The 22866-nt window shown below is 69.0% G+C and carries 22 protein-coding genes; 19 read left to right on the forward strand and 3 right to left on the reverse strand.

Going from position 1 to position 22866, the window contains the following annotated elements:
- Nucleotides 1-205 precede the first annotated feature (205 nt).
- From eccCa to glmM, 8 genes are all read left to right on the forward strand, one after another.
- Nucleotides 206-4126, forward strand: coding sequence for a type VII secretion protein EccCa (eccCa, locus tag ACY466_RS08720; protein WP_463251690.1), 3921 nt, complete (start codon nucleotides 206-208; stop codon nucleotides 4124-4126).
- Nucleotides 4123-5607, forward strand: coding sequence for a type VII secretion-associated protein (locus tag ACY466_RS08725; protein ID WP_463251692.1), 1485 nt, complete (start codon nucleotides 4123-4125; stop codon nucleotides 5605-5607). The genes eccCa and ACY466_RS08725 overlap by 4 nt, the downstream gene beginning before the upstream one ends.
- 138 nt (nucleotides 5608-5745) lie before the next feature.
- Nucleotides 5746-6048, forward strand: coding sequence for a WXG100 family type VII secretion target (locus tag ACY466_RS08730; protein ID WP_463251694.1), 303 nt, complete (start codon nucleotides 5746-5748; stop codon nucleotides 6046-6048).
- Between the two features lie 104 nt (nucleotides 6049-6152).
- Nucleotides 6153-6431, forward strand: coding sequence for a WXG100 family type VII secretion target (locus ACY466_RS08735; protein ID WP_463251696.1), 279 nt, complete (start codon nucleotides 6153-6155; stop codon nucleotides 6429-6431).
- 178 nt (nucleotides 6432-6609) lie between these two features.
- Nucleotides 6610-6981 carry a TraR/DksA family transcriptional regulator gene (locus ACY466_RS08740; RefSeq protein ID WP_463252189.1) on the forward strand — a complete coding sequence of 124 codons (372 nt, stop codon included), beginning with the start codon at nucleotides 6610-6612 and terminating at the stop codon, nucleotides 6979-6981.
- 174 nt (nucleotides 6982-7155) lie between these two features.
- Nucleotides 7156-7599 carry a 50S ribosomal protein L13 gene (rplM, locus tag ACY466_RS08745; RefSeq protein WP_463251698.1) on the forward strand — a complete coding sequence of 148 codons (444 nt, stop codon included), beginning with the start codon at nucleotides 7156-7158 and terminating at the stop codon, nucleotides 7597-7599.
- A gap of 50 nt (nucleotides 7600-7649) precedes the next feature.
- The gene (gene rpsI / locus ACY466_RS08750) at nucleotides 7650-8138 is read left to right on the forward strand and encodes a 30S ribosomal protein S9 (RefSeq protein ID WP_463252190.1); all 489 of its coding nucleotides are present in this window, start codon (nucleotides 7650-7652) and stop codon (nucleotides 8136-8138) included.
- Nucleotides 8139-8262: 124 nt separating this feature from the next.
- Complete coding sequence (glmM, locus tag ACY466_RS08755) at nucleotides 8263-9612, forward strand: phosphoglucosamine mutase (protein ID WP_463251700.1); 1350 nt, start codon at nucleotides 8263-8265, stop codon at nucleotides 9610-9612.
- Here glmM and ACY466_RS08760 read toward each other — a convergent pair.
- Nucleotides 9593-10633 (reverse strand): LLM class F420-dependent oxidoreductase, encoded by a 1041-nt coding sequence (locus tag ACY466_RS08760; protein ID WP_463251702.1) that lies wholly within the window; start codon nucleotides 10631-10633, stop codon nucleotides 9593-9595. The two genes, glmM and ACY466_RS08760, sit on opposite strands and share 20 nt — an antisense overlap.
- Nucleotides 10634-10806: 173 nt before the next feature.
- Between ACY466_RS08760 and ACY466_RS08765 the strand changes: the two genes are divergently transcribed.
- Genes ACY466_RS08765 through ACY466_RS08775 form a run of 3 tightly spaced genes read left to right on the forward strand, consistent with a single transcriptional unit; the run spans nucleotide 10807 to nucleotide 13285 of the window.
- The gene (locus ACY466_RS08765; RefSeq protein WP_463251704.1) at nucleotides 10807-11139 is read left to right on the forward strand and encodes a hypothetical protein; all 333 of its coding nucleotides are present in this window, start codon (nucleotides 10807-10809) and stop codon (nucleotides 11137-11139) included.
- Entirely contained in the window at nucleotides 11136-12992 is a 1857-nt protein-coding gene (locus tag ACY466_RS08770) for a hypothetical protein (protein ID WP_463251706.1), read from the forward strand. Before ACY466_RS08765 ends, ACY466_RS08770 begins: the two co-directional genes overlap by 4 nt.
- Nucleotides 12989-13285 carry a hypothetical protein gene (locus ACY466_RS08775; protein WP_463251708.1) on the forward strand — a complete coding sequence of 99 codons (297 nt, stop codon included), beginning with the start codon at nucleotides 12989-12991 and terminating at the stop codon, nucleotides 13283-13285. The genes ACY466_RS08770 and ACY466_RS08775 overlap by 4 nt, the downstream gene beginning before the upstream one ends.
- On the opposite strand, the gene ACY466_RS08780 is transcribed toward ACY466_RS08775, so the two are convergent.
- The gene (locus ACY466_RS08780; protein ID WP_463251710.1) at nucleotides 13258-14124 is read right to left on the reverse strand and encodes a dienelactone hydrolase family protein; all 867 of its coding nucleotides are present in this window, start codon (nucleotides 14122-14124) and stop codon (nucleotides 13258-13260) included. The genes ACY466_RS08775 and ACY466_RS08780 overlap by 28 nt on opposite strands.
- A gap of 50 nt (nucleotides 14125-14174) precedes the next feature.
- Between ACY466_RS08780 and glmS the strand changes: the two genes are divergently transcribed.
- A complete protein-coding gene (gene glmS, locus ACY466_RS08785; protein ID WP_463251712.1) occupies nucleotides 14175-16037 on the forward strand; it encodes a glutamine--fructose-6-phosphate transaminase (isomerizing) in 1863 nt (620 codons plus the stop codon).
- Nucleotides 16038-16056: 19 nt separating this feature from the next.
- On the opposite strand, the gene ACY466_RS08790 is transcribed toward glmS, so the two are convergent.
- Entirely contained in the window at nucleotides 16057-16410 is a 354-nt protein-coding gene (locus tag ACY466_RS08790) for a cupredoxin domain-containing protein (protein WP_463251714.1), read from the reverse strand.
- A 23-nt stretch (nucleotides 16411-16433) separates the two neighbouring features.
- Between ACY466_RS08790 and ACY466_RS08795 the strand changes: the two genes are divergently transcribed.
- The 7 genes from ACY466_RS08795 (at nucleotide 16434) to tsaD (ending at nucleotide 22816) form a co-directional block, all read left to right on the forward strand.
- A complete protein-coding gene (locus ACY466_RS08795; RefSeq protein ID WP_463251716.1) occupies nucleotides 16434-17876 on the forward strand; it encodes an NAD(P)H-hydrate dehydratase in 1443 nt (480 codons plus the stop codon).
- Between the two features lie 80 nt (nucleotides 17877-17956).
- Nucleotides 17957-19114 carry an alanine racemase gene (alr, locus tag ACY466_RS08800; protein WP_463252191.1) on the forward strand — a complete coding sequence of 386 codons (1158 nt, stop codon included), beginning with the start codon at nucleotides 17957-17959 and terminating at the stop codon, nucleotides 19112-19114.
- The gene (locus tag ACY466_RS08805) at nucleotides 19111-20184 is read left to right on the forward strand and encodes an alpha/beta fold hydrolase (protein WP_463251718.1); all 1074 of its coding nucleotides are present in this window, start codon (nucleotides 19111-19113) and stop codon (nucleotides 20182-20184) included. The genes alr and ACY466_RS08805 overlap by 4 nt, the downstream gene beginning before the upstream one ends.
- Before the next feature lies 1 nt (nucleotide 20185).
- A complete protein-coding gene (tsaE, locus tag ACY466_RS08810; RefSeq protein ID WP_463252192.1) occupies nucleotides 20186-20632 on the forward strand; it encodes a tRNA (adenosine(37)-N6)-threonylcarbamoyltransferase complex ATPase subunit type 1 TsaE in 447 nt (148 codons plus the stop codon).
- 11 nt (nucleotides 20633-20643) lie between these two features.
- Complete coding sequence (gene tsaB / locus ACY466_RS08815; protein WP_463251720.1) at nucleotides 20644-21288, forward strand: tRNA (adenosine(37)-N6)-threonylcarbamoyltransferase complex dimerization subunit type 1 TsaB; 645 nt, start codon at nucleotides 20644-20646, stop codon at nucleotides 21286-21288.
- Nucleotides 21285-21773 carry a ribosomal protein S18-alanine N-acetyltransferase gene (gene rimI, locus ACY466_RS08820; RefSeq protein ID WP_463251722.1) on the forward strand — a complete coding sequence of 163 codons (489 nt, stop codon included), beginning with the start codon at nucleotides 21285-21287 and terminating at the stop codon, nucleotides 21771-21773. The genes tsaB and rimI overlap by 4 nt, the downstream gene beginning before the upstream one ends.
- Complete coding sequence (gene tsaD, locus ACY466_RS08825; RefSeq protein ID WP_463251724.1) at nucleotides 21770-22816, forward strand: tRNA (adenosine(37)-N6)-threonylcarbamoyltransferase complex transferase subunit TsaD; 1047 nt, start codon at nucleotides 21770-21772, stop codon at nucleotides 22814-22816. Before rimI ends, tsaD begins: the two co-directional genes overlap by 4 nt.
- The last annotated feature ends 50 nt before the right edge of the window (nucleotides 22817-22866 follow it).

A 22866-nucleotide genomic window follows, 5' to 3' on the forward strand; every position in this document is an offset into this window, starting at 1 on the left:
GAACGGGTCCGATCGTTCATCCCCGGGTTCATTGGCCGGGGTCTTCCACCGCGTCGGTGGGGCGCGCTAGCGTCTCGACCATCTCGCCGAACGGGGCGGCGAGCGCTACGGGGGTAGAGCAGTGACCGCAGACATCGATTCGACCGGATCGTCGATACGGCACCTGGAGGTGTTCGCCGCGCGACCGCGGCCGGAGGCACCGAGGGTGCCCGCAGGCGATATCGACATCGAGGCGCCGCCGGAAGTTCCACGCGTGGTGCCGGGCAACCCGTTGCTCAAGATGTTGCCGCTGGTCATGGTGGTGGCAATGGTGGGAATGGTTGTGCTCCTGGTGACTTCGGGTGCCGCCACCAACCCCATGACGCTGCTGTTCCCGGCCATGATGATGGTGTCGATGCTCGGCATGTTCGCCGGGGGCGGGCGCAGTGGAGGTGCACGCAGCGCCGAATTGGAGGAGAGCCGATCCGACTATCTGGCGTACCTCGACCGCGTGCGTCGCGACGTCGCGGCAACGGCGCGGGCACAACGTTCGGCGATGCGCTTCGCACACCCCGCACCCGACGACCTCGCGGCATCGGCCGGAACGGATCGCATGTGGGAACGCCGAACGAGCGACGCGGATTTCGCGCACGTGCGGGTCGGCACCGGGGACCAGCGATTGGCGACGCGTCTGGTTTCGCCGGAAACCGGTCCGGTCGACTCGCTCGACCCGGTCTCGGCGCTCTCGCTCCGGGCCTTCGTGCGAACACACTCCATCGTGCCGGACCTTCCCACGGCGGTGTCGCTTCGGGCGTTCTCCAGTGTCACGGTCGACGGTCCCGCGCTCACCGTACGGGCGCTCGTACGTTCGATGGTGCTGCAGCTGTGCATGTTCCACCATCCGGCGGATCTTCGGCTGATCGTGGTTCGCGGTGCGGATGTGGCGGCGGACTGGGACTGGGTGAAATGGTTGCCGCACCACCGCCACGCCGGCGATGTCGACGCGGCGGGGTGGGGGCGCATGAGTTACGCCTCGGTGTCCGACGCGAACACGTCCGCCGGCCACCTTCTCGCCGAACGAGGACCGTTCGTGCGCAACGGATCCGGAGGGGGACCACACCTGGTGGTGGTTCTCGACGGAGAAGTGCACGACGCCGCCTCCGTCGAGTCCTGGTCGAATCTGGAGTCGGTCACCGTCGTCGATCTGCTGGGTGTCCTCGGTGCGCGCGCCGAGGACACGGGGCTGGGGTTGGTCGTCGACGGATCGAGGCTCGGTGCCAGGAGTTCGGTCGGCGTCGAGATGTTCGGCACCGCCGACCACATGTCGTCGAGAACGGCGTCGTCGTGTGCGAGGGCACTCGCCCCCTTCGACAGCGACTCTCGTCGCGGAGACGGGGGAGGAGAGGTCGTGGTGTCCGACGCCTGGCACCGTCTTCCGGGCATGTGCGACCCGGCGGATCTGGACGCCGCTCGAAATTGGACCGTTCGTGTGGGTCGATCACGCCTGAGGGTTCCGATCGGGTGGAGTGCGGACGGGCACGTCGTGGAGATCGACCTGAAGGAAGCCGCGGAAGGCGGCATGGGTCCGCACGGATTGTGTATCGGTGCAACGGGATCCGGCAAGTCCGAATTGTTGCGAACCCTCGTTCTGGGCCTCGTCACGACGCATGCCCCCGAGGTGCTGAATCTGGTCCTCGTCGATTTCAAGGGCGGCGCCACGTTCCTCGGACTCGAGCGGGCCCCTCATGTCGCCGCGGTCATCACCAACCTCGCCGACGAAGCGTCGATGGTCGAGCGGATGCGCGATGCGCTCGCGGGGGAGATGAACCGACGTCAGGAACTACTTCGCGCCTCCGGCAACTTCGCCAACGTCTCCGATTACGCGCGGGCGCGTGAGGGTGGGGCGTTGCTACCCCCGCTACCGGCCCTGTTCGTGGTGGTCGACGAGTTCTCCGAACTGTTGAGCCAGTATCCGGAATTCGCCGACCTGTTCGTCGCCATCGGCCGTCTGGGTCGGTCGCTGCACATCCATCTCCTTCTGGCCAGCCAACGCCTGGACGAAGGTCGGCTGCGCGGACTGGACAGTCATCTGTCGTATCGCATCGGTCTCAAGACGTTCTCGGCCGGTGAGTCTCGGTCCGTCCTCGGAGTCACCGACGCGTACCACCTCCCGGGCACCCCGGGCGGGGGGTACCTCAAGACGGACTCGACCGAGATCGTTCGGTTCTCCACCGCGTACGTCTCCGGCCGGTGGTCACCGGTGTCGGTGAGGTCGGCGGGTGCTGCTACCGCCGACGTCGCCCGAGCGTCGGTGCGTCCCTTCACGAGTGGGATCGTCGTCGATCGACGCCGGGGCCACGAGTCGGACCGGGACCGCGCGCCGGCACCGGCTGCCGACGTGTCCGGGTACGGGGAGTCCGCGGGCGAGGTGAGCACCGTCCTCGACGCCGTGGTCGATCGACTGCACGGACAGGGAACCGCGGCCCACCGTGTATGGCTTCCCCCGCTCGACGGCGCTGTTCCGTTGGACGAGGTGCAGCGGAACGCCGCGCCGTCCACGAGTGCGCTGACCGCAGTCGTCGCACTGATCGATCGCCCCTACGATCAACGCCGAGATCCTCTCGTACTCGATCTGACCGGGTCCAGCGGAAACGTCGCGGTCGTCGGAGGGCCGCAATCGGGGAAGTCGACGGCACTGCGGACGTTCGTACTGTCTCTGGCCACTGCGCACGCGCCGACGGAGGTCGCCTTCTACTGCCTGGATTTCGGTGGCGGTTCGTTGTCGACGCTGTCGGGCCTTCCGCACGTCGGAACCGTCGCCGCGCGCGGTGAGGTCGACCGCGTCCGTCGAACCGTGGCCGAGATGACGGCCCTCGTGCGCCGTCGCGAGCGACTGTTCCAGTCGACAGGCCTGCACTCGATGACACAGGTCCGTCAGCGCAGGTCTCGAAACGTCGACGGTCCGGCAGTACTCACGGGGGAGACAGCGGACGTCTTTCTCGTCATCGATGGTTGGGCGGCGTTCCGGGCCGAATTCGACGCGCTGGAGACGTCGGTCGCGCAACTCGCGGCCACCGGTTTGTCCTATGGCGTCCACGTCGTGCTCGGGGCCGGCCGCTGGGCCGACATCCGACCTGCCCTGAAGGACCTGCTGGTCTCCAGAGTCGAGCTGCGACTGGGTGATCCATCCGATTCGGAGGCCGGCCGACTGCGCGCAGGATCGGTCCCCGAGGGACGGCCGGGCCGGGGAATCACCCGCGACGGCCTTCACTTGCTGGTGGCACTCCCACGGACGGACGGGGTCCGTTCGATGGACGACCTCGCAGCGGGAACGCAGGCCGCCGTCCGTGCCGTCGCGGATCGGTGCGCCACGCCGCCGGCACGACCGATCGAGTTGCTACCGACGCGACTCGACCGGGCCGCTCTGACCGCGATGGCGGGGCGCCCACCCCGACGCCTGGCCGTACCGATCGGAGTCGACGAACTGGAGATGGGACCGGTGTTCGTCGACTTCGACGATTTTCCCCACTTCGTCGTACTCGGCGACAGCGGGTGCGGCAAGACCAACCTCCTGAGGCTGATCTGCGCCGGAATCGTCGACACGAACGCGCCGTCGGCGGCCAAGATCGTTCTGATCGATTACCGCCGCACGATGTTCGACTCCGTGCCGCCCGACCATCTTGCGGGTTACGCGTCCGATTCGACGGGCGCCGCCGCTCTGACGACGGAACTCGGCGCACGACTGCGAGCACGGCGACCGGGACCGGACACCACGCGTGCCCAACTGGCCGCTCGGTCGTGGTGGACGGGTCCCGAGGTGTTCGTCGTGGTCGACGATTACGACCTGGTCGTGACGCCCACCGGTAATCCGCTCACCGAACTCCTCGACGTCTTGTCCCAGGCGCGGGATGTGGGAGTCCACCTGGTCGTCGCGCGGCGGTGCGGAGGCGCGGCTCGGGCGATGTACGAGCCGGTTCTCGGACGGCTGCGGGATCTGACGTCACCCGGCCTCGTCATGAGTGGAAATCGAGACGAGGGCGTACTCCTCGGCAACGTCCGTCCTACCGAGCAGCCCTCGGGGCGGGGTCAACTGGTCGGCCGGGGTACGTCCGTGCTGGTCCAGGTTGCGCGAATCGAGGAATCGTGACTGCGGTCTGGGTGCACCTCACCCCTGGCTCCGTCCTGAGCGGGGTGGACGGCCGGGTGTACGAGACCCCGACTTTCGTGGTCGCCGTGGACGGCGACGTTCTGTGCGGATCCGCGGCTCGGCAGGTTGCCGGTTGCGTGGGCCCGGTCGACGTGATGCGCCACATCGACGACGAGTCGGTGGAGTGTGGGCTCGATTCGGAAGTCGACACGGTGACTTTGCTTGCTGCGTTCCTCTCGGAGTCCGTCCGGGCGGCGGGCATCGACCCGTCGGAGGTGGTCGTTCTCTGCCCGCCGCACTGGGGCGCGACCCGTCGCGGGGTGCTCAGGGCGGCGGGCACCGAGATCGCCGCCGATGTGACCGTGGTGTCGTCGGCAGAGGTCGCCGTTCGGGTCGATTCTGCTGCTGTGACGTCGGCTCCGACGGACGAAAGCGTCATGGTCATCGATCGCACCGAGGGCCGGGTGACCGTCACCGATCTCCTGGTCGCCGGTCGCACGGTCACACCGATGACATGTCGGTTGCTCGACCCGGTGATCGCCGGAGTCGACCGCGATCCCGGCGCGTTGCTCGACCGGATCGCGTCCTCGATAGGTGAGTCGGAACCCACCATGCTGCCGCGACGGGTGGTGATGCACGGCCCGGAGGAGACCGTGTCCACGACGGGTGTGCGGCAGGTGGTCGACATGCCGGTGACGGTCGTGACCGACGAGGAGCTCGTGTCGATCGCATCGTCCACGCCGGCCGACCGGCCGGCACCCGAAGTCGAGGACCACGGGTGGGCACCGGCGCCGGCGACCCTCGGCGGCGAGCCGGTTCGGTCGGCAGCCTGGCTCGGCCGGATGAATCTGGAGGCCGCTCCACGCCGCCGTCGCGTCGGGCGTGGCGCCGGGGTGGCCGTCGGAGCCGTGTTCGTCGCGGCCGTGGCGATCGGGGCCGCGCTCGTGGCGTTCGGTCCGACGATCCCGTCGACGGCACCTCCGCGGGCGCAGGAAGCGGTGGTCGCCGATGAGGACGAGGTCACAGGGACGGACACCGAGATCGAACCGGGCCCGGAGGCCGAGGTCGGACAGAGGTTCAGCGTCGGAACGCTCTCGCTGACGGTGCCGCCGCAGTGGCACGTGGAGCCGGGAGAGGAACGCGTACTGCTGCGTCCGGACGACGGGTCGAGAATGCGGGTGGTTCTGGTGAGTCGCGAACTCGGCGCCGGCGTGACCACGCCGGACGTGATCGACACGGTGCGGAGTCGGGTCGACGGAGAACAGTCCGAGCGATTCTCCGACCTGAGAATCGGAAACATCGTGGCCGGCCACGAGTCCATGTCCTACGTCGAGCGGCCTGTCGACGGATCCACGGTGCACTGGAGCGTCCTGGTCACCGACAGGTTGCAGACGAGTGTGGGGTGCCAGAGTGCCGTCGAGATGGCGGACCGAATGACGGAGCTGTGCGCGGCGGTGTTGGCGACCGTCGAGTTCGGGTGAACAGGTGCTCAGCTCACGGAACCTGCGCTCGGGTCGTTGCGTCCAAGTATGTGCGGGGGAATCGCACCGCGATCGCACTCTTCGTCGCCGGAACCGGCGACGGTACGTACCGAGGGGGTATCGAATCACATGTCACAGATGAAGACGACCGTCGAGACCATGCAGGTCACCGCGAGCAAGGTCGACGGTTTGACCATGGAGATCAAGGGACTGCTGGATCAGCTGCGCGGTGACGTTCACGCGGTCGGTGGCAGCTGGGAGGGAGCGGCCGCCGTGGCGTTCCAGAACGTGATGAACCGTTGGGACACCAGCGCGAACAAGCTGCAGGTCGCCCTCGGTTCCATCGGTGACTCGATCAAGTCGAGCGGCACGGCGTACGGCGCGGCGGACGACGACAACACCCGCGCGGTCGGTGCGGCGGGCGGCGCGCTGTCCCTGTAGTTCGGCCCGCGTGCGGTCGATCAGGATCGACTATCGCACAGAGACTTTCGAGGCATTGCTCATCTCGTCTTCGACGAATCCACATCACCAGAAAGGTGTTTCGCATGAGGTACGTATTCGGAGCGATCGATCAGATGACCGCTCAGATCGACGCCAAGCAAGCAACGCTCAACGGCAAGCTCGACGAGCTGAAGCAGATCATCGCTCCGCTCGTCGCCGACTGGGAGGGTGCGGCGTCGGAGTCCTACCAGGACAAGCAGCGGCAATGGGACACCGCAGCGCTCGAGCTGAATCAGGTGTTGGAGTCGGTCGGCAACGCGGTGGGCCAGGGAAACGCCGACATGCAGGCGCGGGAGGCCGCCAACCGGGGGATGTTCGCCTGATCCCATGAGTGGTCGCCGCAGGACGGCGCGAACGCACGGACACCCGACGGGAGGAGAGCCCGTCGGGTGTCCGTGCGTTCCTGTTGCTCGGAGGGGAGGATGGTGCGAGGAGAAGGGGTGAGGCACCGTGACCGATCGTCCATCGACACCGTCCCGGACTGCAGCGTCCGGCGCAGGCATGTGGACCCCGCTCACGCCGGCCGAACTGCACACGGCTCGCGCGGCCCTCGTCGACGCGCGAACCGCGACTCTCCGTCGCATCGCCTCGCTCGGTGCCCAGCACGACGCCATCGTGGAGGGCTCCCGGTGGACCACCGACGACGACGAGCACGATCCCGAGGGGTCGACCATCGCCTTCGAGCGCGCGGCCGTGGCGTCCATGTCGCGGGACGCTCGCGACGAACTGGACGAGCTCGACGCCGCGGAGCAACGGATCGAGGACGGAACGTACGGCCGGTGCGAGCGGTGCGGCCGAGCCATCGGCGAGCCCCGGCTCGAGGCCCTGCCGACTGCCCGTCGGTGCATCACCTGCACGTCGGCGAGGCGATGACCGAGCACCGCTTTTGACCTGCGGTTGCCGGGGGCGGTAACGTATCCCGTTGGCGTTCGGTACATCGAGTCGTCATGCACGACCGATAGACGAGTCCCTCGGGTCCCCACTGGCCGCCGAGGGGCTTCACGGTTCGCCTGGCCAGCAAAATCAGCGATGAGACAAGGAAGTTCTGTGTCCACGTACAGCCAAAAAGCCGGGGATGTCACCCGGACCTGGCACGTGATCGACGCCACCGACGTCGTTCTCGGCCGCCTCGCCGTGCAGGCAGCAACGCTGCTCCGCGGCAAGCACAAGCCCACGTATTCCCCCAACCTCGACGGTGGGGACTTCGTTGTCGTCATCAACGCCGAGAAGGTGGCGATCAGTGGCAACAAGCGGACCGACAAGTTCCACTACCACCACTCCGGCTTCCCCGGTGGTCTCCGCGCGCGCAGCATCGGTGAGGTTCTCGACAAGAACCCCGACCGCGTCGTGGAGAAGGCCATCAAGGGCATGATCCCCAAGACCAAGCTGGGCAACGCCATCGCCGGCAAGCTCAAGGTCTACGCAGGCCCCGATCACCCCCACGCGGCTCAGCAGCCCGTGCCGTACGAGATCAAGCAGGTGTCCCAGTGACTTCACCCGAAGACAACGTCGTGACCGAGACCGGTGAAGAGACTCAGTCCATCGGTGAGTCCGTGGAGATCGCCTCGGACGAGTTCGTGTCCGTCGAAGACCCCGAGGTGGCGTCGGAGATCGAAGCCGCCGCGCGTCCCGCCGTCTACATCGACCGCCCGATCACCACGGTCGGACGTCGTAAGGAAGCCGTCGTTCGCGTGCGGCTCACCCCCGGCACCGGAGACTTCAAGCTCAACGGCCGCACCCTCGAGGACTACTTCCCCAACAAGGTGCACCAGCAGCTCATCAAGTCGCCGTTCGTGACCGTCGAGCGCGCCGACAGCTTCGACATCGTCGGCCTGCTGCACGGTGGTGGCCCGTCGGGACAGGCCGGTGCGTTGCGCCTGGCCATCGCCCGCGCGCTCATCGAGGCGACCCCGGACGATCGTCCCGCCCTCAAGAAGGCCGGCTTCCTCACGCGTGACCCGCGTGCCGTGGAGCGCAAGAAGTACGGTCTGAAGAAGGCACGTAAGGCATCGCAGTACTCGAAGCGTTGACCTGAAGTTCATCGGAAGCAGGCGTTCCGGCTGGTCCTCACAGGCCGCCGCGAACGCCTGTTTTCGTTCTGCCGGGTGGCCACGCCGCCCCGGCGCGTCTCGACCGCGTTCGAAAGAGGAATTCATGGCACGTCTGTTCGGTACCGACGGAGTTCGAGGCCTCGCCAACCGCGACGTCACGGCGGATCTCGCACTGCGACTGTCGCGCGCAGCCGCGTCGGTGTTGCGGTCCGACGCCGACCGCCCGTTCGCCGTGGTCGGCCGGGATCCGCGCGCCAGCGGCGAGATGCTCGAAGCCGCGGTCGTGGCCGGCCTGTCGTCCGCCGGCATGGACGTGCTGGTGGCGGGTGTGCTTCCGACGCCCGCCATCGCCCACCTCACCGGTGCGTACGGCGCCGATCTCGGGGTGATGATCTCGGCTTCGCACAACGAGATGCCCGACAACGGCATCAAATTCTTCGCCGCCGGTGGGCACAAGTTGGGCGACGACCAGGAAGACCGCATCGAAGCCCTGCTCGATGCTCCCGCCACGGGACCCGTGGGGGCCGGAATCGGCCGAGTTCGTGTCGCCGCGGATGCACTCTCCCGCTACGAAGCCCATCTCGCGACCGCTGTCACGACGCGGCTCGACGGCATCACGGTGGTCGTCGACTGCGCACACGGCGCGGCGTCCGTTCCCGGGCCCGACGCCTACCGGGCTGCGGGAGCGACCGTCATCGCCATCAACGCCGAGCCCGACGGTCTCAACATCAACCACGCCTGCGGATCGACCCACCTCGACGTTCTTCAGGCCGCGGTTCTCGAGCACGGCGCCGATCTGGGTCTTGCGCACGACGGTGACGCCGACCGCTGTCTGGCCGTCGATCACACCGGCTCGATCGTGGACGGTGACGCCATCATGACCGTGCTGGCCGTCGCCATGAAAGACGCCGGCGAACTGGCGGACGACACGCTCGTTGCCACCGTGATGAGCAACCTCGGCCTGCACATCGCGATGCGCGCGGCCGGAATCACGGTACGCACCACGGCAGTCGGGGATCGGTACGTGCTCGAGGAACTGCGTGCTCACCGGTTCGGTCTGGGCGGGGAGCAATCCGGGCACATCGTGCTCCCGTCGTTCGGGCCGACGGGCGATGGAGTCCTCACCGGACTCAGATTGATGGTTCGAATGGCGGAGACCGGCTCCACGCTGCGCGATCTCGCCTCCGTCATGCGGACGTTGCCGCAGGTGCTGGTGAACGTACGGGTCGACGACAAAGAGCTGGCGACGTCTGCTCCCGCCGTGATCGAGGCGGTCGAGCAGGCTCAGGCGGAACTCGGCGACAACGGTCGAGTCCTGCTCCGCCCGTCCGGTACCGAGCAGCTGGTCCGCGTCATGGTCGAGGCGGGGGAGCAGGAGACCGCTCGGCGGCTCGCCGACCACATCGCGGACATGGTCGGCGCCGCCCGAACGGTCAGCTCATCAGCGACTTGAGCTTCTCCACCTGAGCCACTCGACCCGCGGTGTCGCCCGCGATCGGGTGGATGTTGAGGGCCGTGACGCCTGCCGCCTCGAACGCGGTGAGGCGTTCCTTGACGAAGCTCTCGGTACCGATCAGCGAGATCGCGCGCACCAGCTCGTCCGGCACGGCGGCGACGGCGTCCTCCTTGTTGCCGCCCAGGTACAGGTCCTGGATCTTCTCGGCCTCTTCCTCGTAGCCGTAGCGCACCGCGAGATCGTTGTAGAAGTTCTTGCCCTTCGCGCCCATGCCTCCGATGTAGAGGGCCAGCTGCGGCTTGATGTGCGGGAGGAACTGGTCGGCGTCGTCACCGATGGCCACGACCGGGCTCGCGTACACCTCGAGGTCGCCGAGCGACGGGTCACGCTTGGCCTTGCCGGCCGCCAAGGACTCGCCCCACACCGATTCCGCCTTCTCCGGGTGGAAGAAGATGGGCTCCCAGCCCTCGGCGATCTCCGCGGTCAAGGCCACGTTCTTGGGCCCTAGCGACGCGATGACGATCGGGATCTTCTCGCGCACAGGGTGATTGATGAGCTTCAGGGGCTTGCCGAGTCCGGTCCCCTTGTCCGCGGGAAGCGGAATCTGGTAGTACTTCCCCTCGTACTGGACCTTCTCGCGGCGCCAGACCTGGCGGCAGATGTCGACGATCTCCCGCGTGCGTCCCAGCGGAGCGTCGTACTTGACTCCGTGGAACCCCTCGATGACCTGCGGGCCGGAGGCGCCGATGCCCATGACGAATCGGCCCTCGGAGACGAAGTCCAGACCCGCCGCAGTCATCGCGAGCAGTGACGGTGTGCGCGTGTAGATCTGAAAGATGCCCGACGCGAGCTGGATCGTGGAGGTCTTGGCCGCGAGAAAACCGAGTTGGCTCACGGCGTCGAACGAGTACGCCTCGGGGACGAAAGCGATGTCCATGCCCGCCTTCTCGAGGGCACCGACCTCCTCCACCGTTTCGGTGAAACCACCCGAATAGTTCAGCTGCATACCGATGCGCACGATGCTCCCTGGGGTTGTGTGGTGCCGACGGTGTCGGTGTCTATGTGTGGTGCGGACGCTACTGCGGACGTTACCGCTAGCGGTGATCACAGACACGCACGGATGGCGGTCGGAGCGGAACGCTCGGCGAGGCGGGTGCGTCCAATGCTTCCGACGTCGACGAAGGGGGCGCGGTGAGTGGGGACGGTGCGGGTGGGGGCACGACGCTGGACGCCGACGCGGTACGGAGAGCGGTGGACGGCCTCCGGTCGTCGTCGGAGCGGGTGCACTCGGCCTCTGCCGCGGTCGCGAGCCGAGCTTTCGGCCCGGATCTGGCGGGACGCAACTATCGGACCGAGGCCGCAGCGTTGGCAGACGGTATCGACGGCGTGACGCGTGCCCTCGACGGGTGGTCGGCCGCGAGTCGAGCCACCGTGTCCGCGATCCGGCGCAGCGTCGAGGAGTCCCTCGCAACGGATGTCGTGTCCGCCTCGGGGTTGACCGCAGCGGGCGAGGGCCCGTCGTGACCTCCGGCCTCGGCTCCGATGCCTCCACACCCGACACCGATTCGGTCGACGACCTGTTGGATTTCGGCGCTCGCGGACTGACGTTCTTCGCGGCCTTCCTGCCCTTGCTCGAGCGGACCGGGACGCCGCCGAGCCGAACGTACGACGAGCTGTGCGCCCTGCACGATCAGCAGCGTGGACTGGATCTCCGTGCGCTCGAGGACGATGCGGTTCGTCTTCGGCAGGCTGCGAACGGGCTTCGCGAGGAACTCGATGCGCAGACGGTTTGCCGGACCGATGTCGCGGCGAGCTGGGGCGGGCCGGCAGCCGACGCTGCGTTGGCGACCATGGATGCGCAACTCGATCGGTGCGGCGGCGACGTCGAGCGGATGGAGGCCGCGGCCACGGCGGTGGAGGCGGGGGCGCCCGCCTTGCGAGCGGTGGTGACGGACAAGGTGAAAACGGCGGCGGATTTCGCACGGTCCGACGTCGGTGGACGCGACGCCGAACAGGTCGCGGCCATCGTGTCCGCAGCGACGTCGAACCTTCGAGAGTGGGGCGAGGGTGACCTGCTCACCCTGGCGACGGTTTTTCCCGGGTTGGGCGATGCTCTTCTTGCGGCGAGGCCGTCGACGTCCGATGTGCGAGTGATCTCCGACCGCGTGGCCGCCGAGTGCCGCTCGTGGTTGGAGACGGTGTTCGTCCCGACGGTCACCGAGCGGATCACCCGATTCGATGAGCTTTGCGCAGCAACCGATTCCGCAGTGTCCGAAATCTTCCGTGCGATGGGCGCCACGGTCGACGATGTCCCGACGGACCCCTACCCGGGCCCGGCCGACTGCGGATGCGACACCGACGCGGCAGCGACGACGCGGCCCGCAGGCGTGCTGGAATCGGCAGCGGAGAGCAACCCGCACACAACGGCCCCGGACGCTCCTGTCTCGCAGACGGTACGGCCGACGACAGCGCTGCCGCTGCACTCCGATTCGCCGCTGCACCCCAGTTATCCGCTGCACCCCGCCCTACCGACCGACCCAGCCGCGACGACCGTCTCTCCGCCGTCGGATGCCCCGTGCGCGCCAGAGACTGTGTCGACCCGTAGGTCCGCTCTGGCCGAGGTCGTCGCCGAGGCCGTGCGTGTTGCGCTCGACCAGCGACACCGGACATCACCCGTGGGTGTCGGTCCTGCCGCCTTCGACGACTCTGCCGCCTCACCGCCCGCTACGCAGGGCCCCGACGTCTGCGCCGACGACGTTCGTGCCGACGAAGTCCGTGCCGACGAGGTTCGTGCCGGATCAGGACAGTCGGGCCACATCGAGGCCGCTCTCGGCGACACGCGATTACGGATGGACGTGGCGTCGGACGGCACCGTCGAGATCGATACCGAGGCCGGCGGGCACTCCAGAACTTTCGAGATTCGTCTCGGAACCCACGGGCTGCCGGAGATACACGAGGTTTCACCGGGAGGCAACGACAACGGGCCGGTCGAACCGACTCCCGCCGAAGCGACTCCCGCGGCAGCGATTCCCACCGAACCGATTGCCACCGAACCGATTGCCACCGAACCGACTCCTGCCCGACAAATTCCTGCCGAACCGTCGCCCGAGGGCCCACCCGTCGATCAGGTGGATCCGCCCGGTCCGGAGATCGGTTCGAATACGGCCGACACCGCCGATTCCACCTCACCGGAGTGTGTTCCCACGGTTCCGCCGCCCGCGACCGGGGGACCGTCGACCGCGTACGTGGAGCGTCCGCTCGGCGATCAGGCGCCGGCAGCAGCAGAGCCCGAACCCCCTGCGCCCGAACCCCTTACGCCCGAACCGGCCGAGCCGCTCGAGCCCGCACCCGAGATGGCCGAGGCCGGTCCGTTGTGAACGGACGCAACGTCGCCGAGATCATCGACGCCATCGTGACCGACCACCGTCGGGCGACGCAGCGCATACGTCGGCGCCTCGCCGATGCCGAAATCGCGCGGACCGCCGACGCCGCTCGACACGTGCGGGTGCCGGAGTACCGGCGCTTCTCGGCGGGCAGAGTCATGCGGTCGGTCACCGACCCGGACGAACCCGTCGCCGTACACGAGGAGCTCGACGAGTCGGCGCCGCATGCCGCGAGCGGCGTCGAGGAAACAGAACGTCGTCAGCGACCCAGCAGCTGGCTGATCTGACGGATCCCGCTGCCGTTCGACGGAGCATCTGCGTCGGGCTCGGACGGGTCGACGACGTGACTGCCCTTGAGCGCGGTGGCGGGGTCGGAGAACTCCGCGTAGGTGTCGTCGTCGGTGAGCCGATGCAGCAGGAAGCCGGTCAGCACCGCGCGGACGTACTTGCGAGTCTTCGGCTGCGCATTGCCGACGCCGAGGAAACCGAGGATCTTCCGCCCCTCGACGATGCCGTCGCTCACGGACTTGTCGACCGCGCGCACCACCGTGGATCCGCCGAGCGCGCCGGCCAGGGCCAATCCGTCCGCGGTGAGTGAGGTCAACTCGGTAGGGCTGGCGATGACCAGAGCGGGCGCGGTGACCGACTCGGCGATACCGGCGTCGTAGGCGCGGGGTGCCGTCGGGGCCGGGTAAAGGGCGCTCACAGCGGCGATGGAGGGCCGCTGGGCCGCCGCGATGACGGCCACTCCGCCGCCCATCGCGTGCCCCACCACCCCGAGACGCGCAGGATCGACACTGATGTCGCCCACTCCCAGTCGGACGCCGGTGGCCACGTCGAGAGAGACGAGCACGTCGCTGGCGAGGGCGGTATGGGACGGGACCGGGCCACGCTGCGTGTTCGGTGCGACCACCACGATTCCCCAGGAGGCGAGGTGCCGCAGGGTCGACGCGTAGTGCTCGACCCCCGTCATCCATCCGTGGGCGAACGCGATGGCGGGAAGCCCGAGGCCTTCGCTGGGGGTGTAGATCACACCAGGCACACCGGCGAGAGCGAGGTCTCCACGGAGAACCTTGTGGGGACCTGCTTTGGTGAGCTGAGCGAGCAGCTTCTGGGGCTTCGGCACGCTCTAGACCGTATCGGAAAGGCGAGGCTCACCCCAGTAGGCTGTCGCCCATGTGTGGAATCGTCGGGTACGTCGGTCATCGTCCAGCGCTGCCCGTCGTGGTGGAAGCGCTGCGACGGATGGAATACCGGGGGTACGACTCGGCGGGGATCGCGATCCTGGACGGCGCGGGGTCGATGGCCGTCGAGCGCAAGGCCGGAAAACTGTCGAACCTCGAGGCCGAACTCGACGATCTGGGTCGCGACACCTTCGTCGGTACCAGCGGGATCGGACACACACGGTGGGCGACCCACGGCCGTCCGACCGACCGGAACGCCCACCCGCACCGCAATGCCGCCGACACGGTCGCCGTGGTCCACAACGGCATCATCGAGAACTTCGGACCGCTGCGCGCGGAGCTCGAGAACGCGGGAACGGAGTTCCATTCCGACACCGACACCGAGGTCGCGGTCCATCTGGTGTCCGCCGCCTACGCCGAAGGGCCCACGGCCGGTGATTTCGAAGCCAGCGCCCTGTCGGTGCTGCGACGACTAGAGGGTGCCTTCACCCTGGTGTTCACCCACGTCGATCACCCCGGCACCATCGTTGCGGCCCGGCGATCGACGCCCCTGGTGATCGGTGTCGGCGAGGGTGAGATGTTCCTCGGTTCGGACGTCGCCGCCTTCATCGAGCACACCCGCGACGCCGTCGAACTGGGTCAGGACCAGGTGGTGGTCATCACGGCCGACAGCTACCGCGTCATGAACTTCGACGGTTCCGAGGCCGAGGGCCGACCGTTCCGGATCGACTGGGATCTCGCCGCCGCCGAGAAGGGCGGCCACGACTACTTCATGCTCAAGGAGATCCAGGAGCAGCCCGCCGCCGTGGCGGACACTCTGCTCGGCCACTTCACCAACGGTCGCATCGTCCTCGACGAGCAGCGGCTGTCGGATCAGGAACTGCGTGACGTCGACAAGGTGTTCGTGGTGGCCTGCGGCAGCGCCTACCACTCGGGACTGCTGGCCAAGTACGCGATCGAACACTGGACCCGGCTCCCCGTCGAGGTGGAGTTGGCCAGCGAGTTCCGTTATCGAGACCCGGTGCTGGACCGATCGACACTGGTGGTGGCGATCTCGCAATCCGGGGAGACCGCGGACACCCTCGAAGCCGTCCGTCACGCCAAGGAGCAGAAGGCGCGCGTACTGGCCGTCTGCAACACCAACGGCTCGCAGATCCCGCGCGAAGCCGACGCCGTCCTCTACACCCGCGCGGGACCGGAGATCGGCGTCGCGTCGACCAAGGCGTTCCTGGCGCAGGTGACGGCCAATTATCTGGTCGGTCTGGCGCTCGCGCAGGCCCGAGGGACCAAGTACCCGGACGAGGTGGCCCGCGAGTACGCGGACCTCGAGGCGATGCCGGCGCTGGTGGCCAAGGTGCTCGAGACGGTGGAGCCGGTACGCGCTCTCGCGAGGGAGCTCGCGACGTCACCGACGGTGCTCTTCCTCGGCCGCCACGTGGGGTACCCGGTCGCGCTGGAAGGTGCGCTCAAGCTCAAGGAGCTGGCGTACATGCACGCGGAGGGTTTCGCCGCCGGTGAACTCAAGCACGGTCCGATCGCGCTCATCGAGGACGACCTCCCCGTCATCGTCGTGATGCCCTCACCCAAGGGCCGCGCGGTCCTGCATTCGAAGCTGCTCAGCAACATTCGCGAGATCCAGGCACGCGGCGCCCGGACCGTGGTGATCGCGGAGGAGGGAGACGAGACGGTGCGTCCGTTCGCCGACCACCTCATCGAGATCCCCGCCGCACCCACGTTGTTGCAGCCGCTGCTCTCCACCGTTCCACTGCAAGTGTTCGCGGCAGAGGTGGCGCAGGCGCGCGGTTACGACGTGGACAAGCCTCGCAACCTGGCGAAGTCCGTCACGGTCGAGTGACCCCGGCGTCGCCCTCCGACTACAGCACCGTCACGGTCCCCGTCATGTTGGGGTGAATGGTGCACACGTACTCGTAGGTGCCGGGCTCGTCGAAGGTCTGGCTGTACTCGCCCGTCGTCATCAGGGACGAGTTCAGCAGCGACGACGCGTCGTCGAGACCCACCACGTCGTGCTGCACGGTGTCGTCGAAGAACCACGTGACGGTCTCGCCGGCCTCGATCGTCAGTGCGGCGGGCGAGTACGCCATGTCGGCGACGGTCACCACGTTCGGCCCGGTGGGCGCGACCGCCGCCGGCTCGTCGGTGGTGGAGCAGGCGGTGAGGGCCAGAGCGGACAGGGCAACGAGTGCCGCGGAGGAGAAGCGTCGAACCATGGCTCCACGCTACCGTCGTCGAGATGCGCTACTTCCTGACCGCAGCCGAGGTCCGCGCCGCCGAGGCGCCCGTCGTGTCGTCCGCGCCCGAGTACGCCGTCATGAAGCGCGCCGCACACGGCGTCGCCGTGGTGACCGCACGGGAGTTGCTCCGCCGCACCGGAGCGACCGTCGGCCGGCGCGTCGGTCTGATGGTCGGATCCGGTGACAACGGCGGCGACGCCCTGTTCGCCGGGGCCGCTCTGCGCCGACGCGGCGTGGAGGTGACGGCGGTTCTGCTGACCCCCGACCGCGCGCACCCCGCCGCGCTCGCGGCGTTTCGGTCCGCCGGAGGTCGGGTGCGCTCGAGGCTCGATTCGTGTGACCTGGTGCTCGACGGGATCGTCGGACTCTCGGCCCGTGGGCCGCTGCGCGCCGCCGCTGCTGCGCTGGTGGCCACCGTCGACGCCCCGATCGTGGCGGTGGATCTACCCTCCGGTGTCGATCCGGACACGGGCGCGGTCGACGGACCGGCCGTCCGGGCCGCGCTGACCGTCACGTTCGGAGCGCTGAAGCCGGTGCACGTTCTCGCGGGGTCGTGGTGCGGGGAGGTCCACCTCGTCGACATCGGTCTCGGGTCGGTTCGATCCGACCTCGACAGCGTCGACGACGAGGAGGTCGGCGCCCGGTGGCCCGTGCCGGGGCCCGCGGACGACAAGTACTCGCAGGGTGTCGTCGGGGTGATCGCCGGCAGCGCACGCTATCCGGGTGCCGCGGTGCTCTGCACGGGCGCAGCGGTGGCGGCGACCTCCGGCATGGTTCGGTACGTCGGGACCGGAGGCAGCGACGTGCTCGCGCACGCCCCGGAGGTGGTCACCTCGCGCACCGTCGAGGGCACCGGACGGGTGCAGGCCTGGGTGGTGGGTCCGGGATTCGGCACGGACGACGATGCGGTGGAACGGCTTCGGGCCGCGCTCGCCATGCCGGTGCCGGTGCTGATCGATGCCGATGCGCTGACCGTCCTCGCCGAGCAACCGGATCTGCTGACCGGGCGCGAGGCCCCGACGGTGCTGACACCGCACGCGGGGGAGTTCGCTCGGCTCACCGGTGAGGGGCCGGGCTCGGACCGAGTGCGGTCGGTTCGCGAACTCGCGGCGCGATGGAACGTGACGGTGTTGCTGAAGGGGCGCGCGACCGTGATCGCCGATCCCGACGGCCGGGTGAGCATCGACGACGCCGGATCGTCGTGGTCGTCCACGGCGGGGTCCGGCGACGTGCTGTCCGGGATGCTCGGTGCGCTGCTGGCGGCGGGCCTCGAGCCGCGTTCGGCGGCGGCCGCCGCGGCGCGAGCTCACTCGCGCGCGGCCCTGCTCGCGGCCACTCGCGACGATGTCGTCGGCGCACCGATCTCGGCCTCGCCGCTCCTCGCAGCGGTTCCCGCCGCGATCGCCGACCTGCGGGCCGCGGCCGCTCGGGGCCGCCCGTGAGTCCGCGTCGGTCGCGGGTGTCGGGTTCGATCGACGGCCCGAATGGCACAATGGCAGCGGTGAACGGTGCACCGGAGGGAATGGATGTGGCCACGGAGGCTCCTCCCCGGACCCGCCCCCAGGCGGAGGCCGTCGTCGATCTCGGTGCCGTCGCGCACAACACCCGCATTCTTGCCGAGGCCGCGGGCTCCGCCGGGCTCATGGCCGTCGTCAAGGCCGACGGGTACAACCACGGCGCCGTTGCCGTTGCCCGCACCGCGCTCGACGCCGGTGCGACGTCGCTGGGTGTCGCCACCGTGTCCGAGGGGCTCGCCCTGCGGGCGGCGGGGATCTCGGCGCCCGTGCTGAGCTGGCTGAACGCTCCCGGCACGGACTACGCGGCGGCTCTCGCGGCCGACGTCGAGATCGCGGTGTGTTCGCCCCGCCAGATCGACGAGGTCGCCGCGGCCGCCCGTCGGGCGGGGACCCCGGCGGTCGTGTCGGTGAAGGTGGACACGGGGATGAATCGTGGCGGTGTCGGTCCGGCCGAGTGGGAGGCGTCCGTCGACGCTCTCGCGCGGCAGCAGCGCGCCGGCACCCTCCACGTCCACGGACTGTTCTCTCACCTCGCGTCCGCGGACGAGCCCGCGGATCCGTACACCGATCTCCAGCGCCGGCGGTTCGAGGCCGCGACGGCGACCATGGTCCGCGCGGGTGTCCCGCCGCAGGTCCGCCATCTGGCCAATTCCGCTGCGGCGCTGCTGCATCCGGAGTTGGCCTACGATCTCGTGCGGCCCGGCATCGCCCTGTACGGACTCTCGCCCGCTCCGCAGCGGGGCACCTTCGGGCTCCGCCCGGCGATGACTCTCCGCGGCACCGTGGCGCTGGTGAAGCGAGTCGCGGCGGGGGAGAGCGTGTCCTACGGGCACGAGTGGACGGCGGCGACGGACACCACCGTCGCCCTGATCCCCGTCGGGTACGCCGACGGGATCTCTCGCCACCTGAAGAACCGCTTCTCCGTCGCGATTCGGGGGGTGCGTCGCCCCGGGGTGGGGCGCGTCAGCATGGACCAGGTGGTGGTCGATCTGGGCGCCGACACGGACGTGGACGAGGGCGACGACGCCTGGTTCTTCGGTCCGGGCGATCACGGTGAGTCCCACGTCCAGGAATGGGCCGACGCCCTCGACACGATCACCTACGAGGTGGTCACCGGCATTCGGGGACGGGTCGTGCGAACGACGGTCGGGGTGGTCGGATGATCCCCGCGCGGCTGGCCGGGCTGACCGGTGGACTCGCATCCGCGGCCGCCGTGGCCGCGGTGGCGGGCATGGCGGCGGTGCGTCGCCGCGTCGCCGCACCGGCGTCGACGACGTGGCGCGTCGAGGATTACGGCCTCATGGACAGCGATCGCGGAAGTATCGTGACCACGAACGATGGACTGCCGCTCGCGGTACGCGAAGTCGGTCCCCGCACCGCTCCGACGACCGTGATCTTCGTGCACGGCTACTGCCTTCGCATGGAGTGCTGGCACTATCAGCGACGCGAGCTCGCCCGCCGGTGGGGTGACGAGGTCCGCATGGTGTTCTACGACCAGCGTGGCCACGGCCGCTCCGGGGAGTCCGCACCGCAGGACTGCACCATCGAGCAGCTCGGCGCCGATCTCGCGACCGTCGTCCGTGCGGTCGCGCCCACGGGGCCGCTGATCGTCGTCGGTCACTCGATGGGCGGGATGACGCTCCTGTCCGCCTGTCGGCAGTTCCCCGACGCGGTGGCCGAACGCGTCGCGGGCCTGGCCCTGCTCTCGACGACCGCGGCGGGTCTCGCGACCTCCGGACTGGGCCGCAACCTCCGCAATCCCGTCGTGGACGGGTTTCGGCTCGCGGTGCGTACCGCGCCCGGCGCCGTTCAGCTCGGTCGAGGCGTCGCGCGATCGATCATCGCGCCGGTTCTGCGGGCCGCGTCCTTCGGTACCGAGGTCTCGCCGGCGTTGGTCTCGTTCGCGGAGAAGATGATTCACGACACCTCGGTAGTGACCATGGTCAACTTCCTCGAGGCCCTGGAGATCCACGACGAACTCGAGGCTCTACCCGTGATCGCGGATGTGCCGACCCTGGTGCTGTGCGGTGACGACGACTGGGTGATTCCGTTCGGGAAGTCCGTGGAGCTCGCGGACCACCTCCCGAACAGCGAGATGGTCCGCGTGCGCAACGGTGGACACCTGGTGCAGCTCGAATTCCCGGACGCGGTGAACGACGCGATCGACAGACTGGTGACCCGAGCACGGTCGGGGCGGCGTCCTGCCGACCCGGCGAGGAGGACCGTTGGCTGAGATGGTGCTGTCCACCGCCGAGGACACCGAGCGCCTCGGTGAACGACTGGCGGCGGAGGTGTCCGCGGGCGACGTGATCGTGCTCGACGGTCCGCTCGGCGCCGGAAAGACCACGCTCACCAAAGGCATCGCCCGCGGCCTCGGGGTGATCGGCCGGGTGAGCTCGCCGACGTTCGTCATCGCGCGTACACACCGGCCGGGGCAGTCGACCGTGGGACTGGTTCACGTCGATGCCTACCGCCTGGGCCTGGGCACCGGCGCCTCGCCCCTCGACGAGCTCGACGCGCTCGACCTCGACACCGAACTCACCGATTCCGTGGTGGTCGTCGAGTGGGGTGAGGACCTGGTGAACGGCCTCGTCGAGCGTCACTTGCTGGTGCGGCTGCGACGCGAACCGGAGTCGGACGTCCGGACCGCGTCGTGGAAGTGGATTCCGGAAGGCGAGTAGCCTCGATGCCCGTGCTTGTTCTCGCGATCGACACCTCCACCCCCGCGGTCACCGCCGGACTCGTCCGGTTGACCGAGGCCGCACCGGAGTCGGTGGCCACGCGCGTCACCGTCGATCCGCGTCTGCACGCGGAGGTGCTGACCCCCAACATCCTGGAATGCCTTGCCGAGGGCGACGTCACGCCCGCCGATCTCGACGCCGTCGTGGTGGGGAACGGGCCCGGACCCTTCACCGGGTTGCGCGTCGGCATGGTGACCGCGGCCGCCTTCGGTGACGCTCTCGGCATCCCGGTGTACCCGGTGGGCAGCCTGGACGCGATCGCCGCGTCGGTTCCGGGTGACCGGCCGGTGCTCGTCCTCACCGACGCGCGACGACGAGAGGTGTACTGGGCCCGCTTCCGGGACGGCAGCTGCATCGACGGCCCACACGTGAGCGCCCCGTCGGACGTCGACGTACGCGACTGCGAGGTGGTGGCCGGATCCGCATCCCACGTCGACATGGTCGACCTACCGGTCGAGCCGATCGAGAGCCCGTCCCCGGTGTCGCTCGTGTCAGTGGCCGCCGACGCGGTGCGACGCGGAGACCCGCCGGCGGAGATGATTCCGCAGTACTTGCGCCGACCCGACGCCGTCGCCACGGCGGACCGGGTTCGATGACACCGCGAGCCGAGCCCATGCGCGTCACCGACGCCGAACGGTGCGCGGACCTCGAGACGTTGCTGTTCCCCACCGACGGACCGTGGCCCGCGTCGGCCTTCGTCGCCGAGGTCACCGCGCCGCACTCCCGCTACTTCGTGGTGCGCGACGACGACGGCACCGTCGCCGGGTACGCGGGCATCGCGCTGCTGGGCTCCGCGCCGAACACCGAGTCGGAGGTCCACACCATCGGGGTGGACCCGGCCCGGCAGCGACGCGGAATCGGGGCCGTGCTGCTCTCCGCGATGCTGGCCGAGTCCGACGCCCACGGTGGCCCGGTGTTCCTGGAGGTACGCACGGACAACGAGGCGGCGATCGAGCTCTACCTCCGCGAGGGGTTCGAGGTGGTGGGGACGCGGAAGAGGTATTACCAACCGAGCGGCGCGGACGCGTTCACGATGCGTCGAGACGCCGCTCCCACGACGCCGAAGGTGGCAGAGCGATGATCGTCATGGGGATCGAGAGTTCGTGTGACGAGACCGGGGTGGGGATCGTTCGCTACCACGAGAACGGTCCGAGCGCCGGAACGTGCGAGATGCTGGCCGACGAGGTGGCGTCGAGCGTCGACGAGCATGCCCGCTTCGGTGGCGTGGTTCCCGAGATCGCGTCCCGTGCGCACCTGGAGGCGATGGTTCCGACCATGCGCCGTGCCCTCGCGGCGGCCGGGGTGTCCCGGCCGGACGCCATCGCCGTCACCATCGGGCCCGGACTGGCCGGCGCTCTGCTCGTGGGTGTGGCCGCCGCCAAGGCCTACGCAGCGGCATGGGACGTGCCGTTCTACGCCGTCAATCACCTGGGTGGCCACGTCGCGGTGGACACGCTCGAACACGGTCCGATGCCGGAATGCATCGCCTTGCTCGTCTCGGGCGGTCACACGCACCTGCTGCAGGTCACCGACCTCGCGGAACCTCTGGTCGAGTTGGGAAGCACCGTGGACGACGCCGCGGGCGAGGCGTTCGACAAGGTCGCTCGCCTGCTCGGTCTCGGATATCCGGGCGGACCGGTGCTCGATGCTCTTGCCGCGCAGGGTGACCCGACCGCGATCGCGTTTCCGCGCGGGATGACCGGTCCGCGCGACGCGCGGTACGACTTCTCGTTCTCCGGGCTCAAGACCGCGGTCGCACGCCACGTCGAGTCCGCACGACGCGCGGGAACCGAGATGGTGGTGGCCGATGTGGCCGCGTCCTTCCAGGAGGCCGTGGCCGATGTGTTGACCATGAAGGCCGTGCGTGCAGCCCGCGATCACGACGTTCGTACGTTGGTACTCGGCGGTGGCGCGACCGCGAACTCGCGGATCCGATCCCTCGCCGAGGAACGGTGCGCCGAAGCCGGCATCACGCTGCGCGTTCCGACGCCGCGACGGTGCACCGACAACGGCGTCATGATCGCGACGCTGGGAGCGCACATCGCGGCCGGTGGGGCCGAACCGTCCGCGCTGACCGCCGCCACCGATCCCGGACTGCCGGTCTCCGTCAGCCAGGTGAGCTGACACCTTCGCGGGGCGAAGGCTTCCGGTCGGTCCGCAGGGGTCGGCCCGCA

The organism is Rhodococcus sp. K11/5, from assembly GCF_055193735.1.